General features: G+C 74.8%; 6 protein-coding genes. All 6 read right to left on the bottom strand.

From position 1 onward, the window contains the following. Position 1: 1 nt before the first annotated feature. Positions 2-9,223: an amino acid adenylation domain-containing protein gene (locus ABZ671_RS18160; RefSeq protein ID WP_357858876.1), complete on the bottom strand. Its 9,222-nt coding sequence runs from the start codon at positions 9,221-9,223 to the stop codon at positions 2-4. A gap of 112 nt (positions 9,224-9,335) precedes the next feature. Further along, complete coding sequence (locus ABZ671_RS18155) at positions 9,336-10,124, bottom strand: ABC transporter permease (RefSeq protein WP_357550464.1); 789 nt, start codon at positions 10,122-10,124, stop codon at positions 9,336-9,338. Beyond that, positions 10,121-11,083 (bottom strand): ATP-binding cassette domain-containing protein, encoded by a 963-nt coding sequence (locus tag ABZ671_RS18150; RefSeq protein WP_357858873.1) that lies wholly within the window; start codon positions 11,081-11,083, stop codon positions 10,121-10,123. Before ABZ671_RS18150 ends, ABZ671_RS18155 begins: the two co-directional genes overlap by 4 nt. 17 nt (positions 11,084-11,100) lie before the next feature. After that, a complete protein-coding gene (gene sbnB, locus ABZ671_RS18145; protein ID WP_357858870.1) occupies positions 11,101-12,120 on the bottom strand; it encodes a 2,3-diaminopropionate biosynthesis protein SbnB in 1,020 nt (339 codons plus the stop codon). 17 nt (positions 12,121-12,137) lie between these two features. Next, positions 12,138-13,127: a 2,3-diaminopropionate biosynthesis protein SbnA gene (gene sbnA / locus ABZ671_RS18140; RefSeq protein ID WP_357858867.1), complete on the bottom strand. Its 990-nt coding sequence runs from the start codon at positions 13,125-13,127 to the stop codon at positions 12,138-12,140. A gap of 166 nt (positions 13,128-13,293) precedes the next feature. Beyond that, a complete protein-coding gene (locus ABZ671_RS18135) occupies positions 13,294-14,238 on the bottom strand; it encodes a beta-ketoacyl-ACP synthase 3 (RefSeq protein WP_357858865.1) in 945 nt (314 codons plus the stop codon). Between the last annotated feature and the right edge of the window lie 10 nt (positions 14,239-14,248).

Here is a 14,248-nt window from a genome sequence, read left to right as displayed (position 1 = left end):
GTTACTCCCACTCCGCTTCCAGTTCGTCCTCGAACTCGTCGATCTCGTCCTGCGACAGCGAGGCCAGCGTCAGGTCCGACGGGGTGTGTCCGCCGGTGCCGCCGGCCGCCGCGTACGCCACGATGCCGTCCAGGGCGGTCCGCCAGTCGTCGGCGAGCTGACGGACGTCGTTGTCGTCGAGCAGGCCGCCGGGCCAGCGCCACACCGCGGTGAGCCTCGGCCCGTCGGCGGTGTCGACGGTCCAGCTCGTGACCTCGATCGGGTACGCCACCGGCTGCGCCGGGTCCGCCCCGCCGCCGAACTGCGCGGCGGAACCGCTCCCCTCGGCGCCGCCCAGCCGGCCGAGGTGGTTGAACATGATCTGCGGCTCGGCCAGTTCGGCCAGCACGTGCGCGGTCTCGCTGTTCAGGTGTCGAAGCAGGCCGTAGCCGAGGCCGTCGTCGGGCGCGGCCCGAAGTTGTTCCTTGACCCGCTTCAGTGCGCTTCCGACGGCAGCGTCGCCGTCGCGCACCTGGTCCCACTCCACCGCCCCCGGATCGAGGCGGACTGGAGCCAGGCTCGTGAACCAGCCGACGGTGCGGGACAGGTCGATGCCCGGCACGTCGTCGGCGCGGCCGTGCCGCTCCAGGTCCACCAGCACCGCCGGGTCGGCGCCCAGGCCGCGCCGCTGCCGCCACCGCGTCACGGCGAGGGCCAGCGCCGCCAGCAGCGCGTCGTCGACCCGGGCGTGGAACAGCGCCGGTACGACGGTCAGCAGCGGTTCGGTCAGCTCGGCGGGCAGTTCCACGTGCAGCTGCGCGAGGGTGGCGACGGTGTCCCGGGCCGGGTCCAGCGGGCGCCGGGCCAGCGCCGGCTCCGCCTGGTCGAGCAGCTTGGTCCACAGTGGCAGCTCGGCCAGCCGGGTCGGGCTGTGCGCGTCCCGGACCAGGTGCCGCGCCCATTCCCGCAGCGACGTGCCGACCGGGGTGAGCCGGGGCGACATGCCGGGCGCGGTGTCGAGGGCGGTGGCCAGGTCGGGCAGCAGGATCCGCCACGAGACGCCGTCGACGACCAGGTGGTGGGCCAGGATCAGCAGCTGCCCCGGCCGATCGGCGCCGGCGTCGCACCAGAGCACGCGCAGCATCCGGCCGGCCACCGGGTCCAGGTCGGCCCGGGCCGACTCGGCCAACACGGTGAGGTCGGGCTCGGTGGCGGGCACGTGGGTGATCAGGTCAGTGGCGGGCACGCTGCCGCGCGGGCCGATCACCAGTCCCCGCTGCCCGGCCGGGCCGGTCAGTCGCAGCCGCAGCGCGTCGTGGTGGTCGAGCAGCGCCTGCACCGCGTCGCGCAGCCGGCCGGCGGTCAACCCGGCCGGCGTGGGCACCACCACCGACTGGTGGAAGCCGCCCAGCGGGCCGGCCCGGTCCAGCCACCAGTGCGCGATCGGGGTCAGTGGCAGCTCGCCGATGCCGGCGTCGGGATCGGTCGTGGCGGTGCCGGTCGCCTCGCGGGCCACCGTCGCCAGCGCGGCGACGGTCTTGTGGGTGAACACCTCGCGCGGGGTGAGTTCCAGCCCAGCCTGCCGGGCCCGGCTGACCAGTTGGATGGAGACGATGCTGTCGCCGCCGAGGTCGAAGAAGCTGTCGTCGACGCCGACCCGGGGCAGCCCGAGCACCTCGGCGACGAGACCGGCGAGCAGTTCCTCGCGCGGGGTGCACGGTGCCCGCCCGTCGGCGGTGGCCTCGGCGAAGTCGGGGGCCGGCAGGGCGGCCCGGTCGAGCTTGCCGTTTGCGGTCACCGGCAGGGCGTCGAGGGCCACCACCGCCGCCGGGACCATGTACTCCGGCAGCCGTTCGGCGACGTGCTCACGCAGCACGGCCGCGTCGACCTGCCGCCCGGCGGCCGGTACGGCGTACGCGACGAGTCGTTTCACGCCCGGCTGGTCCTCCCGGGCGAGGACCACGCACTGCCCCACCGTCGGGTGTTCGGCGAGGGTCGCCTCGATCTCGCCCAGTTCGATCCGGAAGCCTCGGATCTTGACCTGGTGGTCGGTCCGCCCGACGTACTCCAGCACCCCGTCGGGGCGCCAGCGCACCACGTCCCCGGTGCGGTACATCCGTTCGCCGGGCGTGACGGACGGGTCGGTGGCGGCCAGCGTCGCGGCGAACGGGTCGGCGACGAACCGTTGCGCGGTGAGCCCGGCCCGGCCCTGGTAGCCGCGGGCCAGTTGCACGCCGGCCAGGTACAGCTCGCCGGCCACGCCGGGCGGCACCGGCCGGAGGAACCCGTCCAGCACGTACAGCCGGGTGTTCCAGACCGGCGCGCCGATCGGCACGGTCCGCTCCCCCGGCCGGCACGCCCAGTACGTCACGTCGACCGACGCCTCGGTCGGGCCGTACAGGTTGTGCAGGCCGACGTCGGCCGGGTCGAGGGTGGTGAAGAACCGGTCGGCCAGGTCGGCGGGGAGCGCCTCGCCGCTGCAGATCACCCGGCGCAGGCCGGTGCAGCCGGCGGCGGCCGGCTCGGCCAGGAACGCCGCCAGCATGGACGGTACGAAGTGCAGTGTGGTGACCCGTTCGGCGCGGATCAGCCCGGCCAGGTAGGCCGGGTCCTTGTGCCCCTCGGGTCGGGCCACCACCAGGGCGGCGCCGACGATGGTGGCCCAGAAGAACTCCCAGACCGACACGTCGAAGCCGGACGGGGTCTTCTGCAGCACCCGGTCGGCCGGAATGAGTTGGTATTCGTGTTGCATCCAGGCCAGCCGGTTGACGATGCCCGCGTGTGGCACCACCACGCCCTTCGGGCGGCCGGTCGAGCCGGAGGTGTAGATCAGGTACGCCGGGTTGGCCGGGCGCAGCGGCCCGTGCCGCTCGGCGTCGGTCAGCGTGGCGGGCGAGTGTTGCGCCACGGCGTGGCGTACCTCGTCGGTGTCGAGGACCAGGCCGGCGCCGAGCGCGGCGGTGGCCCGGGTGGTGAGCAGCAGCGCCGGGCGCGCGTCGTCGAGCAGGTACGCGATCCGGTCGGCCGGGTAGTCCGGGTCGACCGGCAGGTACGCGGCACCGGCCTTGAGCACCGCCCACAGCGCGACGACCAGCTCCAGCGAGCGGGGCACCGCCACGGCGACGAACCGTTCCGGGCCGACGCCGTGGCCGATCAGCAGCCGGGCCAGCCGGTTGCTCGCCTCGTCCAACTCGCGGAAGCTGAGGCGGGTGCCTTCGAAGACCACCGCGGTGGCGTCCGGGGTGGCGGCCGCCTGCCGGGCCAGCAGGTCGGGCAGGGTGGCCGTGTCGACCGGGTGTCGGGTGGCGTTCCACTCGGCGAGCACCCGGTGGCGTTCGGTCGGGGTGGCCGGGTCGAGCCGGCCCACCGGGACGGCAGGGTTGGCGGCGATGTCGGCCAGCAGCCGGTGCATCCGCTCCAGCAGCGCCCCGGCGGTGGTCTCGTCGATCAGGTCCGGCCGATACTCCAGCCGCAGCCCCAGCCGGTCGCCGGGCACCAGCACCAGGGTGAGCGGGTAGTGGGTGGCGTCGAGCCCGTGCACCCCGCGCACGGCAAGCCCGGTGCCGGCCAGGTCGAGCACGGACGGGTCGACCGGGTAGTTCTCGAAGACCACCAGGGTGTCGAAGAGTTCGCCGTGGCCGGCCAGCCGCTGGATGTCGGGCAGGCCGAGGTGCTGGTGCGGTTGCAGCGCGGTCTGCCGTTCCTGCAACCCGGCCAGCACGGCGGTGACCGGTTCGGCCGGGTCCAGGCGTACCCGCACCGGCACGGTGTTGATGAACAGACCGACCATGGTCTCCACGCCGGGCAGCTCGGCCGGGCGGCCGGCGACGGTGGCGCCGAAGACCACGTCGTCGCGGCCGGTGAGGCTGCCGACGAGCACCGCCCACGCGCCCTGCACGACGGTGTTGAGGGTGACCCCGGCCGCCCGGGCCGCGCCGGCCAGGGCCTCGGTGAGCGACGTCGGCACCTCGCGCAGCAGCTTGGCCGGCGGCACCGGGCCACGCTCGGCGGCGGCCGGCGCCACCAGGGTCGGCTCGGTCAGGCCGGCGAGCGCGTCGCGCCAGGCCGCCTCGGCCGCGGGCCCGTCCTGCCGGGCCCGCCAGCCGGGGTACGCCCGCGCGTCGGCGACCGGCGGCAGCGCGTCGGTGCGGCCGGCGGTGCGGTACAGCGCGAAGAGTTCCCCGGCGAGCACCGGCATCGACCAGCCGTCGAGCAGGATGTGGTGGTTGGTCAGCACCAGCCGGTAGCGCCCACCGGGCAGCCGGATCAGGGTGAAGCGCAGCAGCGGCGGGCGGGTCAGGTCGAAGCGTTCCGCCCGGTCGGCGGCGAGCAGGTCGGCGAGCCGGGCGTCCACCTCGGCCGGGTCGATCCCGGTCAGGTCCGGCTCGCGCCACGCCACCTCGACCGTTTCGGGCACCACCTGCACTGGGCGGCGCAGGTCGCGGTGGGTGAAGCCGGCGCGCAGCCCGGGGTGCCGGTCGAGCAGCGCCTGAGCGGCGGTGCGCAGCCGTGCGGCGTCCAGCTCGCCGTCGAGGTCGAAGACGAACTGGACGGTGTAGATGTCCGGGGCCTGTTCGTCGTAGGCGGACAGGAACAGCAGCCCCTCCTGCAGCGGGCCGAGCGGCAGCACGTCGACCAGCGCCGGGTACCGCCGTTCCAGGCGTTCCACCTCGGCCTGGTCCAGCTCGACCAGGGGCAGGTCGGAGGGGGTGCGACCGCCGGCGCCGGGCCGGGTCGCGTACCGCGTGATCGCCTCGATCGTGGCGAGCCAGCCGTCGGCGAGGTCCCGCACGTCGCCGTCGGTGAGCACCCCGTCCGGCCAGCTCCACTCGGCGGTGAGCCGGGGCCCGTCCGGCCCGTCCACCACCACGGCGTTGATGTCGAGGGGGTGGGCCATCGGCAGGGTGCTGGTCCCACCGGCGGCGACCTCACCGGCGACGGTGAGCGGCGACCAGTCGGCGCCGTCGTCGGCGGTCAGCCGGCCCAGGTAGTTGAAGCCGACCTGCGCGGCCCCCTCAAGGCGCGGGGTAGCCCGCAGCTGTTCCTTGATGCGTTTGACCGCCCGGTCGGCGGCCGGGCCGCCCGCGAGGGCCTCGGTCGGGTCGAGGTCGCCGAGGTCGAGCCGCGCCGTGGCCAGCCGGGTGAACCAGCCGACGGTACGGGACAGGTCCAGCCCGTCGACGCCGTCGCGGCCGTGTCCCTCGACGTCGACCAGCAGACCGCCGCCGGCAGCGGGGTCGCGGCGGCGGCGCCAGTCAGCCACGCTGACCGCCAGCGCGGCCAGCAGCAGGTCGTCGACGCCGGCGTGCCACCGTGGGGCGGTACGCAGCAGCGCCTCGGTGCGGTCCGCCGGCAGCGCCACGGTGCGGCGGCGGGCCGCCGCCTCGGTGTCGTCCGGGCCGACCGGACGCCACCCGAGCGGTGGGTCCACGACGGACCCGGCCGGCTCGGCCGCCGCCACCCCGGAATCGGCGGCAGCCGGCGAGGAGGGCGTTGCGGCCGTGACCTGCCGCGCCCAGGTGCGATACGACGTGGGGACCGGCGTCAACCGGGCTGGCGCACCGGCGGCGCAGGCGGCCACGGCGGCGGCCAGGTCGTCGAGCAGGATCCGCCAGGACACGCCGTCCACGGCCAGGTGGTGGACGGCGAGCACCAGCCAGCCGGGGCCGTCCGCCCCGGCGTCGCCCCACACCGCCCGCACCAGTTGCCCGGCGTCGGGGCGCAGCCCCGCCAGCGCGTCGGCGCGGGCGGCGGCAATCTCGGCGTCCGACCCGGCGGTGCCTGCGGCGGCCGGCCCGGCGGCGACTCGGCGCAGGCAGTCTGCGGCGGACACCGTGCCCCGGGGCGGGACCGTCAGCCGCCAGGCCCCGCCCTCGCGGTGCAGGGTCAGCCGCAGGGCGTCATGGTGGTCCAGCAGCGCCTGCAACCCGGCCGCCAGGTCCGCCTCCCGCAGCCCGGCCGGAGTACGCACGACGACGCTCTGCGCGACGCCGTCGACCGAACGGGTGCTGCCCGCCCTGCCGCGCAGCCAGTCGACGATCGGCGGCAGGGGCACGTCCCCGAGCGCGGCGTCCGGGTCCTCGGTCTCGGCCGAGCCGATTTCTCCGGCCACCCGGGCCAGGGCGGCCACCGTGCGGTGGGTGAACACGTCGCGGGGGGTGAGGCGCAGCCCGGCCTGCCGGGCCCGGCTGACCAGTTGGATGGAGACAATGCTGTCTCCGCCCAGGTCGAAGAAGCCGTCCTCGGCGCCGACCTCGGGCAGGCCCAGCACCTCGGCGAAGAGCCGAGCCAGCAGTTCTTCGCGCGGGGTGGCCGCGGCCCGTCCGGCGCCGGCCGCCGCCGCGAAGTCCGGTGCGGGCAGGGCTTGACGGTCCAGCTTGCCGGTGGGGTTCAGCGGCAACGCGTCCAGCAGCACGAACGCCGCCGGCACCATGTACTCCGGCAGCGCCGCGGCGACGTGCTCGCGCAGCTGGGCCGGGGTCGGCGCGGCCTCGGCGTCGACCGGCACCAGGTACCCGACGAGCTGGGCGGTGACCCCACTGTCGTCGCGGGCGACCACCGCGGCCTGGGCCACGCCCGGGTGCGCCAGCAGCACCGATTCGATCTCCCCCAGCTCGATCCGGTAGCCGCGCACCTTGACCTGGTGGTCGGTCCGGCCGAGGTAGTCGAGGTGGCCGTCCGCCCGCCAGCGGACCAGGTCGCCGGTGCGGTACATGCGGGCGCCGGCCGGGCCGAACGGGTCGGCGACGAAGCGTTCGGCGGACAGCCGGGGCCGGTGGAGATAGCCCCGGGCCAGGCCCGCGCCGGCCAGGTACAGCTCGCCGACGGTGCCGGGCGGCACCGGACGCAGCGCGCTGTCCAGCACGTACACCCGGGTGTTGGTGGTGGGCGCGCCGATCGGCGGGGCGACGGCGTCGGTGAGGTCCCCGCCGTACCAGGCGGTGGAGTAGACGGTGGCCTCGGTCGGGCCGTAGATGTTCGCCACCCGGGCGTCGGGCAGCGCCGCGTGGATGTCCCGGACCGCCTGAGCCGACAGCGCCTCACCGGCGAGGACCACCAGGTCGGCGCGGGCCTCGACCGCGCCCCCGGCCAGCAGCTGCGCGAATGCCGACGGGACCGCGCTGATCAGGCTGCCGGACCAGCCGTCGGCCCGCTCGGCGAGCGCGAGCAGGTCGTCGACCACCTCGATCTCGCCGCCGCAGGCCAGCGGGCCGAACATCTCGAAGACCGACACGTCGAAGTTGAGCGAGGTGCTGGCCAGCACCCGGGACAGCGCGGCCGGGCCGATCTCCGCGACCGCCCAGCAGGCCAGGTCGACCGCGTTGTCGTGGCTGACCACCACACCCTTGGGCCGGCCGGTGGAGCCGGAGGTGTAGATGACGTACGCCGGGTGGGCGCCGCGCAGCGGACGCCGCCGGTCGGCGTCGGTCAGGTCCGTGTCGTCCTGCGCGGCGAGCAGGGCGGCGACGGCGGGCTCGTCGAGGCGCAGCAGCCGGTTCGGGTCGCGTACCGGCAGGCCGTCCCCGGCGCCGCCGACGGTGAGCACCAGGCGGGGGTCGGCGTCGGCCAGCATGAACTCGACCCGGTCCGCCGGGTAGCGCAGGTCGACCGGCAGGTATCCGGCGCCGGCCTTGAGGACGGCGAGCAGGGCGACCATCATCTGCGCCGACCGGGGCAGCGCCAGCGCGACCAGCCGTTCCGGGCCGGCGCCGCGGGCGACCAGCAGCCGGGCCAGCCGGTTGGCGGCGGCGTTCAGCTGGGCGTACGTCAGCGTGGTCGGGCCGCAGGTCACCGCCGGGGCGTCCGGGGTGCGGGCCACCTGCTGCTCGATCAGCGCGGGCAGCCGCACGTCCGGCACCGGCCGGCTCGTGTCGTTCCACTCGCGCAGCACCAGCCGGCGCTCGGCCGCACCGGCCAGGTCGAGCCGGCCGACCGGGGTGTCCGGCGTGTCTGCGGCGGCGCGGGCGAACGTGTCGAGGAAGGCGGCGAGGCGTTCGGCGTGCCCGGCGACCTGCGCGTCGGCGTAGAGGTCGGGGTTGGCGTCCAGGTCCAGCCGGACGTCGGTGTCGCCGCGCCGGGCGTCCAGCACGACGGCCAGGTCGTCGACCGGACCACCGGCGAGGTTGTGGTCGGTGCCGGTGGCGGCGCCGAACATGGTGGCGGCCCCGCCGGGACCGGCGTCGAGCAGCAGGTTGACGTGCGGGCCGAGCACCGACACGCCGCCGGTCAGGCCCAGGTCGCGGTGCAGGTCCTCGAACCGGTAGCGCTGGTGGCGCAGCACGTCGTGCAGTTCCCGGGAGACGCCGGCGACCAGCGCGCCGAGGGCGGCCTCGGCGTGTACCGCGAGACGCAGGGGCGCGATCGTCGACACCATGCCGGGGGTGCTGCGAGCCGCCGCGTTCTGTCGGGCGGTCAGCGGCAGGGCGAGCACCACGTCCTCGTTGCCGGTCAACCCGTGGAAGTAGGCCGCCACCGCGGCCACCACGATCGCCGGCACGGCGATGCCGTGTTCCCGGGCCGCCGCCCGCAGCCGGCCCATCGTCGCCGGATCCAGCCCGGCGGTACGCCGGATCAGCCGGCGCGGGGTGGCCGGCTGCCGGTCGGCGAGGCTGGCCGGGGTGGGCCGGTCGGCGAACCGCTCGGTCCAGTACCGGCGGTCGCGGTCGAACCGTTCACCGTCCCGGTAGGCGGCCTCCGCCTCGGCCAGTGCCCGCAGCGGCCCGAACGGCGCCGGGGCGGGTTCGTCGCCGCCGCTCAGTGCGGTGTAGACCTCGGCCACCCGCCGGGCCACCAGCACCATGCCGTACCCGTCGAGGGCCAGGTGGTGATAGCACTGGTACCACAGGGTCCGGTCGTCGGCCAGGCGCAGCAGCGCGTACCGGAACAGCGGCGCCTGCCCCGGGTCGACCGGCCGGGCGGCGTCGGCGCGCATCCAGTCCAGCGCGGCGGCGTACGGGTCGGCCTCGGCGCGCAGGTCGAGCACGGGCAGCGCCCAGTCGACCGACGGCGACACCGACAGCACGGGCTGCCCCTCGACGGGCTCCTCGACCCGGATCCGCAGCGCCTCGGTGTCGGCGACGGTGCGGCGCAGCGCCGCCTCGAACGCCGCGCGGTCAAGCGGGCCGGTCAGGTCGGCGTACTCGGCGAGGTGGTAGATCGGGTTGTCCGGGTCGAGTCGCTGGGCCAGCCAGACCCCGAACTGCGCGGTGGTCAGCGGGCAGGAACCAGGCTCGTGGTCGGGCACAGCAGTCCTCCGGAGCTACGGACGCGGCGTGTTCGCGGGGGTGAACAAGAGCTCGGCGGGTGGCCGCCCGGCCGGTCGGACCGACACGGGCGGCGCTGCGGACGCGGCCGGGTCAGCGGCCCCGGGCGGCGGCCCGGTAGGTGCGGGTGGCCAGCGTCGCGCTGACCACCAGCAGCACGCCGGTCAGCAGCAGCGAGGCGGCGACCGGGTGCCGCATCGGCAGCGCGTCGCCGGCCGAACCCGGGTTGCCGAACAGGTCCCGGCAGGCGGCGACGACGGCGGAAAGCGGGTTCCACTCGCACACCGCGCGCAGCCAGCCCGGCAGCCCGTGCAGCGGGATGAACGCGTTGGACAGGAACGTCATCGGCATGACGACGAGGAAGGCCACCGCGCTGACCGCCTCCGAGGAGCGCAGCTTCAGCCCGAGCAGGACCCCGAGCCAGGAGGCGGCGAAGCCGAGCAGCAGCAGCAGCCCGAAGGCCGCGAGCACCGATCCCGCCCCGGCGTGCGTCCGCCAGCCCATCGCGAAGCCCACCACCGCCATGGCGACGCAGGCGACCACCACCCGGGTGAGGTCGGCCACGGCCCGGGCCAGCGGTACGGCGAGCCCGGCGATGGGCAGCGAGCGGAACCGGTCGTCGATGCCGTTGCCCAGGTCGTCGACGACGCCGAGCCCGGTGTGCTGCAGGTTGGTGAGCATCATCTGGGCGAAGATGCCGGCCATCAGGAACTCCCGGTAGCCGCCGCCGCGCACCTCGATGACGCTGCCGAAGAGGTAACCGAAGATCACCACGTACGCGACCGGCATCACGGTCACGCCGAGCAACCGCATCGGCACCCTGGAAAGGTGACGCAGGTGGCGGCCCACCAGGGCCGAGGTCTCGACGGCGAGGGTGGTCATGCCGTGGCCTCCGGCTTCTCGGCGGTGCTGCGTCCGGTGAGGGAGAGGAAGACGTCGTCCAGGGTCGGCGCGCAGCTGGCGAAGGACTCGACGTCGATCTTGGCGGCGTCGAGCGTCGTCGCCACGGTCGCGATGCCGGTCAGCCCGTCGGTCAACGGCAGCCGCAGGGTCGTCCCGTCGTCGTCGAGCACTGGTTGGTGCGCCGTGACGGCGGTCAGGGCGGTCACCGCGGCGGTGCGCTGCCCGGCGTCGCGCAGCCGGATCTGCAGCTGCTCGTCGCCGACCTTGCGCTTGAGCTCGTCGGGCGTGCCCTCGGCGATCACCTTGCCGCCGTCGAGGACGAGGATCCGGTCGGCGAGCTGGTCGGCCTCCTCCAGGTACTGCGTGGTGAGCAGCACCGTGGTGCCGCGCGCCACCTGCTCGCGGACCATCGTCCACAGGGTCCGGCGGTTGGTGATGTCCAGCCCGGTGGTGGGCTCGTCGAGCACCAGCACCGGCGGGTCGGCGACCAGGCTCGCGGCCAGGTCGAGCCGACGCCGCATGCCGCCGGAGTAGGTGCGGGCGGCCCGGCCGGCGGCGTCGGTGAGCCCGAACCGCTCCAGCAGCTCGTCGGCCCGGGCGCGGGCCGCCCGGCGGCCGAGGTGGTGCAGCACGCCGATCAGGGCGAGGTTCTCCCGGCCGGTGAGCAGCTCGTCCACTGCCGCGTACTGGCCGGTGAGGCCGACCCGGCGGCGCACCTCGCGCGGCTGGCGGACCACGTCGTGCCCGCAGACGCGGGCGGTGCCTCCGTCCGGCGCGAGCAGGGTCGACAGGATCCGCACCATGGTGGTCTTGCCGGCGCCGTTCGGGCCGAGCATGCCGAGCACGGTGCCGGCCGGCACGGCGAGGTCCACCCCGGCCAGCGCGGTGTGCTTGCCGTAGCTCTTGCGAAGCCCCTCGGCCTCGATCGTCAGGTCCACGTGCCAGCCCTCCAGAGTCAGTTCGCCGGCGGGAAGAAGTCGGCGATCGGGCGGCCGCCGCCGGCGGCGCGTACCCGGTCGAAGGCCCACGCCCCGACGGCGAGGTCGAGCACCCCGAGGCCGAAGGGCGCGAAGATCGCGGCCCGGTCGGGGTCCCGGCGGATACGGCCGCGCAGCACGTCGGCGAGGGTGCCGGCGACGAAGTCGCGGTGCCCGACCCGCTGTTCGGCCAGGTGCAGCGAGGTCCGTTCGCGGACCGCGTGCTCGACGTCGTCGGTGATGTTCTGGCCGGCGAGCACGATCTCCGGCGACAGGTCGCGCAGGGACAGGTGCAGCACCACCGGTCGGTGGGCGAGCAGCGCCGGGTCGTGCAGGTGCGGCTCGCCGGCCACGGTGGCCAGCACCACGAGGTCGGCGCCGAACGCGTCGGCCGCCTCGGGGACCACCTTGACCGCGCCGACCCCGTCGGCCTGCACCGTGGCGGCGAACCGTTCGGCCGCCGCCGGGTCCAGGTCGAACAGCCGGTACTCGCCGATCTCCCAGTCCAGGTCGCGCAGGAAGCGACGGACGTGCTCGGCGATCAGGCCGGTGCCGATGAAGCCGACGCTGGCCACCCGCCGGCCGCCGACCAGCTCCTGCGCGCCGAGTACCGCGGACGCCGCGGTGCGGGTCGCGGAGATCAGCGAGGACTCCAGGCAGGCGTACGGGTAGCCGGTGGCCAGGTCGTTGAGCAGCAGCACCGCCGAGGCGCGCGGGATGCCGTGCGCGGTGTTGCCGGGGAAGCTGGCAATCCACTTGATGCCGGCCACCTCGAAGTCGCCGCCCAGGTAGGCGGGCAGGGCGATGATCCGGTCCCGGGGCAGCTGCGGGAAGCGCAGGAAGCTGCTGTGCGGCAGCGCGGTGTCCGCCTCGTCGTGGGTCAGGTAGGCGCGGCGTACCGCGTCCAGGCAGGCGGCCCGGTCGGCCTCGATGGCCGCGGCCACCTCGGCCGCGGTGACCACGGTGAACGGCTGAACGGTCGGCGGGGTCTGGGACATGCTGTCTCGGGTTCCTCTCACACCAGCGCCACGGACTGGCCGCGGTCGCGTTGGGCGATGAAGCGGGCGACCCACTCCGGGTCGTACACGGTGTCGGCGTAGCCGTGGCCCCGGTCGGCGCACAGGAAGGCGACGGTCGGTCGAGGTCCCCGGTGGTCGGCGAAGTACCGTTCGATGGCGCTGTAGACGCTGCCGGTCGACCCGCCGGTGTACAGTCCGTGCCGCTCGAACAGCTCGTGGCAGCCGCGTACGGCGTCCGCCTCGGGCACGATCATCACGTCGTCGACGCTGGCCTTGCCGACCAGCGGCGGCACGATGCTGGAGCCGAGCCCGGGCAGACGCCGTTTGGCCGCCGGGCCGCCGAAGATGACCGAGCCCTCGGCGTCGACGGCGACCACCCAGGCGTCCGGGTGCAGCCGCTTGAGCCGGGTGGACAGCCCGGCGATGGTGCCGCCGGTGCTCACCCCGACGAACAGGTAGTCGATGCGGGGCAGGTCCCGGCAGAGTTCGGCGCCGGTGAGCAGGTCGTGCGCCTCCAGGGCGTCCGGGTTGGCGTACTGGTTGGGCCAGTAGACCGAGGGCAGTTCCGCCCGCAGCTCCTCCACTCGACGCAGCCGGGTGGAGAGGTAACCACCCGCCGCGTCCGGTTCGGTGACCTTCTCCACCCGGTCGCACAGCCGGCGCAGGTACGCCTCGGTGCTGGCGTTGACGTTCGGGTCGATCACCGGGATGAAGGTCAGCCCGATCCAGCGGCAGAACGAGGCGAGCGAGATGGCGAAATTGCCCGACGAGGACTCCACGATGGTGGTCCGCTCGGTGATGTCACCGCGCTCGACGGCCCGCTTCAGGATCCAGTACGCCGAGCGGTCCTTGGAGCTGCCGTTCGGGTTGACGTACTCCAACTTGGCGTACAGGTTCAGCCGGTCGTGACGCAACTGCACCAGCGGGGTACGCGGCATCGCCCGCCCGACCATGGCCAGGCTGCCCAGCAGCGCCTCACGGTTCACGGCTATCACTTCCGCACTGGAACACTCGTATTCCCCCGGCTCGAATAGGGCCCGGCGGCTCACGCCAGGTGACGCGCTCACGGTCGACCACCCACCTCGGGTTGTCCTCGGATCACAATCGGAGACGGCTTGCAACCTGCTCGAGCCCGAGCGGGCGGCGCGCCCCTCAAGGGCAGTGGATTACCTGGGCGGCGTAGGTCAGGCCGCCGCCGAAGCCCAGGAGGAGCACGGGTGCGGCGGTGGGGATCTCCCGGCGCTCCACCAGCTTGGCCAGGGCGATGGGTGTGCTCGCCGACGAGGTGTTGCCGGACGAGACGATGTCCCGGGCGATCACGGCCTGCTCGACCCCGAGGTCCCGGGCGACCGCGTTGATGATGCGCAGGTTCGCCTGGTGCGGCACGAATCCGGCCAGCTCCGCCGGCTTGATGCCGGCCCGCAGGCAGGCCTCCTCCGCGATCGGCGCGAGGGCGGTGGTGGCCCAGTGGAACACGGTCTGGCCGTCCTGCGCGATCCGCGCCTCGCGGCCCTCGATGCGGATCGCCGGCCCGCGTTGGGCGGACCCGCCCCACACCACCGGGCCGACGCCCGGTTCGTCGGCGCCGACCAGCACCGCGGCCCCCGCGCCGTCGCCGAAGAGGATGCAGGTGCTGCGGTCCTGCCAGTCGAGGAAGTCGGTCAGCCGTTCCGCGCCGATCACCAGCGCGGTGCCGGCGGCGCCGGCCCGGATGGCGTGGTCGGCGGTGGCGAGCGCGTAGGAGAAGCCGGAGCATGCGGTGTTGATGTCGTAGGCGGCCTGCCCGGCCATCTCCAGGCTCGCGGCGACCCGGCTCGCCACGTTGGGCACCCGGTCGATGGACGTGCAGGTGGCGACGACCACCAGGTCCACCTCTGCGGGCTGCACGCCGGCCGCGCCGAGCGCCTTGCCGGCGGCTGCGGTCGCCATGTCCGCCACCGACTGATCCTCGGCGACGTGTCGCTGCTGGATGCCGACCCGGCTGCGGATCCACGCGTCGTCGGTGTCGACCAGTTGGGAAAGGTGCTCGTTGGTCAGTACCCGCGGCGGTTGGTAGTACCCGAGCCCGGCGATGCGGGATCCCTGCCAGGTGCGCACTGTCGTCTCC

The organism is Micromonospora sp. NPDC006766, assembly GCF_040636055.1.
In the GTDB taxonomy this organism is placed as follows: domain Bacteria; phylum Actinomycetota; class Actinomycetes; order Mycobacteriales; family Micromonosporaceae; genus Micromonospora.
Note: the sequence above shows the minus strand (reverse complement) of the source record. Positions and strands in the feature narration are given on the sequence as shown.